Below are 3561 nucleotides of genomic sequence, written 5' to 3' on the forward strand. Positions count from 1 at the left end.
GAATGGATCCGACGCGTGGCGAGTCGGCGGCCGAATGGCTCGCGCGGGCTTCGGTGCAGGAATTGACGGAGGTGATACGGGATTATGGGGAAGAACGGTTTGCTTTTCAGATTGCAAAGGCGCTTGTTGCTCGCCGGGCAGAGTCCGACCGTCTTGGGCCTCTCGACACCACGGGCGAGCTTGCCCAAATCGTGGGTCACGTCGTCAAAACCCGTGAGAAGGGCAAGGATCCGGCAACCCGCACCTTTCAGGCTATACGGATTCACGTCAATCAAGAGCTTGCGGACCTGCAAGTCGTACTAGACGCGGCACTGTCGTTGCTGGAGCAAGGGGGGCGGCTGGTGGTCATCAGCTTTCATTCACTCGAGGACCGGATCGTCAAGCGATTCATGCAGGCGCACGCGAGTGCGCCTGCGGTCGATCGTCGCTTGCCGATCCGCGCCGTCGACCTCCCGAGCCCGCCGCTCAAGATCGTCAGCCGCCAGTTTCCGAGTGAAGCGGAAGTCGCCGCGAATCCGCGCGCCCGCTCGGCCGTGATGCGCATCGCGGAGCGCGTCACGCCATGAGCCGCCTCAATATCTTCCTGCTGATCATCGTGATGGGTTGCGCGCTGTCGGTCGTCAACTCGACGAACCAGCAACGCCAGATCTTCATCCAGCTGCAGCGTGCGCAGTCGCAGGAGCGTCAGCTCCAGCAGGACTACGCGCAGCTTCAATATCAGCAGAGCGCGCTGTCGAAGACGTCGCGCATCGAGCAGCTCGCGAACGATTCGCTGAAAATGCAGCCGATTTCGACCGGCCGCACGCAATATCTGACGCTGCCGGCGGGCGCCGCGAAGGCGATCGACGCGCCGATCCCGGCGTCGGCCGACACGGCCGGCAAGGGCAAGGGGGGCGCGCGATGAAGCCGTCCCCGAAGCGCCAGAACGTGAAGTTCTCGTCGAGCCCCGTGCTGGGCGTTCATTTGCCGATGTGGCGCTCGAAGCTCGTCGTGTTCCTGCTGTTCATGGCGTTCGTCGCGCTGGCCGCACGGGCGTTCTGGATCCAGGGGCCCGGCAACGCGTTCTATCAGAAGCAGGGCGAAAGTCGCTATCAGCGCACGATCGAACTGCCCGCGACGCGCGGCAAGATCCTCGACCGTAACGGGCTCGTGCTCGCGACGAGCCTGCCGGTGCGCGCGATCTGGGCGATTCCCGACGCGGTGCCGGACGATCTCGACGCGGACAAGGTCAACCAGCTCGGCAAGCTCCTCGGCATGACGTCGAAGGAGCTGCGCGTGAAGCTGTCGGAAGACAAGGGTTTCGTCTACGTGAAGCGCCAGGTGCCGATCGACGTCGCGGACAAGGTCGCCGCGCTCGACATTCCCGGCATCTATCAGCGCAACGAATACAAGCGCTTCTATCCGGAAGGCGAGATCACCGCCCACCTGATCGGCTTCACGAACGTCGAGGACGAAGGCCAGGAAGGCGTCGAACTGGGCGACCAGAAGATGCTGTCTGGCACCTCGGGCATGCGTCGCGTGATCAAGGACCGGATGGGGCACATCATCGAGGATGTCGCCGAGCAGATTCCGCCGCACAACGGTACCGACGTCGACCTGTCTATCGACAGCAAGATCCAGTACATCGCGTACGCGAACCTGAAGGCCGCCGTCGAGAAGTTCAAGGCGAAGGCCGGCGCGGCGATGGTCGTCGACGTGCGGACCGGCGAAGTGCTCGCGCTCGTCAACTATCCGACGTACAACCCGAACGACCGCTCGCGCATGACGGGCGAGCAGTTGCGCAACCGGATCATGACCGACGTGTTCGAGCCGGGCTCGATCATGAAGCCGTTCACGGTGTCGCTCGCGCTCGACCTGCACCGCGTGACGCCGAACACGCTCGTCGAGACGGGCAACGGGCATTTCGTGCTCGACGGCGCGCCGATCACCGACGACGCGGGTTTCGGCACGCTGACGGTCGGCGGCGTGATCCAGAAGTCGAGCAACATCGGCGCGACGAAGATCGCGATGACGATGCGGCCCGAGGAAATGTGGAATATGTATACGAGCATCGGCCTCGGCCAGGCGCCGAAGGTCGGCTTCCCGGGCGCGGTGGCTGGCCGCCTGCGTCCGTGGAAGAGCTGGCGCCGCATCGAGCAGGCGACGATGTCGTACGGCTACGGCCTGTCGGTGTCGCTGTTCCAGCTCGCGCGGGCGTACACGGCGATCGCGCACGACGGCGAGCTGATGCCCGTGACCATTTTCAAGACGGACCCCAATCAGCCGGTCGCGGGCACGCAAGTGTTCAATCCGACCACCGCGCGCGAAGTGCGCTCGATGCTGGAGACGGTGGTCGCCCCGGGCGGCACGTCGCCGGATGCGGCCGTGCCGGGCTATCGCGTCGGCGGCAAGAGCGGTACCGCGTACAAACATGAAGGGCACGGCTACACGCGCAAGTACCGCGCGTCGTTCGTCGGGATGGCGCCGATGCCGAATCCGCGTGTCGTGATCGCGGTGTCGGTCGACGAACCGACTGCCGGCAGCCACTTCGGCGGCCAGGTGTCCGGCCCCGTATTCTCGGCGATCGCCGGCGACACGATGCGCGCGCTGAACGTTCCGCCGAACATGCCGATCAAGCAGCTCGTGGTGTCCGACGATTCGCCGGACTCCCCTGCCGCAAAGGGCCCGCAAAAGCTGGCTACGAATGGCGGCGCGAAGCATATGATCGTGTCCAGCACGACGCGTAATTCACCAGGAGTTGTTCGATGAGCGCCGCCCGCAGTTCCCATCCGGCGCATCAGCAGATCGCAGCCGCGCTTGCGTGGCTGCGTCAGCATGTGGCCCCCACGGCGCAACTGCATGCCGACACGCGCAGCCTCGAGGCTGGCGACGTGTTCGTCGCGTATGCGGTCGACGGGGCAGATAACCGCGCTTTCATGGCGGATGCCGTCGCACGCGGTGCGGCCGCCGTGCTGTATCAGCCGGAAGGGCTGGCCCACGCACCGGCCGCGCCGGCCGTACCCGTCGCGCTGGCGGTGCCGGCGCTCGACCAGCTCGCAGGCGAGATCGCCAGCGGCTGGTACGGCGACCCGAGCGACAGCCTGCTGGCGGTCGGTGTCACGGGCACGAACGGCAAGACGTCGTGCACGCAATGGATCGCCACCGCGCTGACGGCGCTGCACCAGCCGTGCGCGGTGATCGGCACGCTCGGCACCGGGATGCCCGGTCAGCTCGTGCCGACCGGCTTCACGACGCCCGACGCGCCGCAACTTCAGCGCAGTCTCGCGCAATTGCGCGACGCGGGCGCGCAGGCGGTGGCGATGGAAGTGTCGTCGCACGCGCTGCATCAGGGGCGCGCGAACGGGACGGCGTTCGACGTCGCGGTGTTTACGAACCTCACGCAGGACCACCTCGACTATCACGGCACGTTCGATGCGTACGAGGCCGCGAAGGCGAAGCTGTTCGCGTGGCGCGGCTTGCGCGCGGCGGTGATCAACCGCGACGATGCGGCTGGCCGCCGCCTGCTGGAGAAGCTGGCCGGTCGCGTGCGCACGATCGCGTACGGGATCGGCGATGCACCGG

Annotated in this window: 4 protein-coding genes; all 4 read left to right on the top strand. The window is 66.2% G+C overall.

What is annotated here, in order from left to right:
- Nucleotides 1-566: 16S rRNA (cytosine(1402)-N(4))-methyltransferase RsmH (gene rsmH, locus JMF90_RS29115; RefSeq protein ID WP_201325758.1), on the top strand; the 566-nt coding region annotated here is incomplete at its 5' end.
- Nucleotides 563-904 (top strand): cell division protein FtsL, encoded by a 342-nt coding sequence (gene ftsL / locus JMF90_RS29120; RefSeq protein WP_006477023.1) that lies wholly within the window; start codon nucleotides 563-565, stop codon nucleotides 902-904. The genes rsmH and ftsL, both read left to right, overlap by 4 nt.
- Nucleotides 901-2748 carry a penicillin-binding protein 2 gene (locus JMF90_RS29125; RefSeq protein ID WP_054927329.1) on the top strand — a complete coding sequence of 616 codons (1848 nt, stop codon included), beginning with the start codon at nucleotides 901-903 and terminating at the stop codon, nucleotides 2746-2748. The genes ftsL and JMF90_RS29125 overlap by 4 nt, the downstream gene beginning before the upstream one ends.
- Nucleotides 2745-3561, top strand: an 817-nt coding sequence (locus JMF90_RS29130; RefSeq protein WP_268906070.1) for a Mur ligase family protein, incomplete at its 3' end; no start/stop codon positions are given. The genes JMF90_RS29125 and JMF90_RS29130, both read left to right, overlap by 4 nt.

Origin of the sequence: Burkholderia sp. E168m23 (assembly GCF_016586125.1) — a bacterium.
Classification (GTDB): Bacteria; Pseudomonadota; Gammaproteobacteria; order Burkholderiales; family Burkholderiaceae; genus Burkholderia; species Burkholderia orbicola.

Coding starts and splice junctions, on each gene's coding strand:
- ftsL (WP_006477023.1), top strand. CDS start 563: ATGAGCCGCCTCAATATCTTCCTGCTGATCATCGTGATGGGTTGCGCG.
- JMF90_RS29125 (WP_054927329.1), top strand. CDS start 901: ATGAAGCCGTCCCCGAAGCGCCAGAACGTGAAGTTCTCGTCGAGCCCC.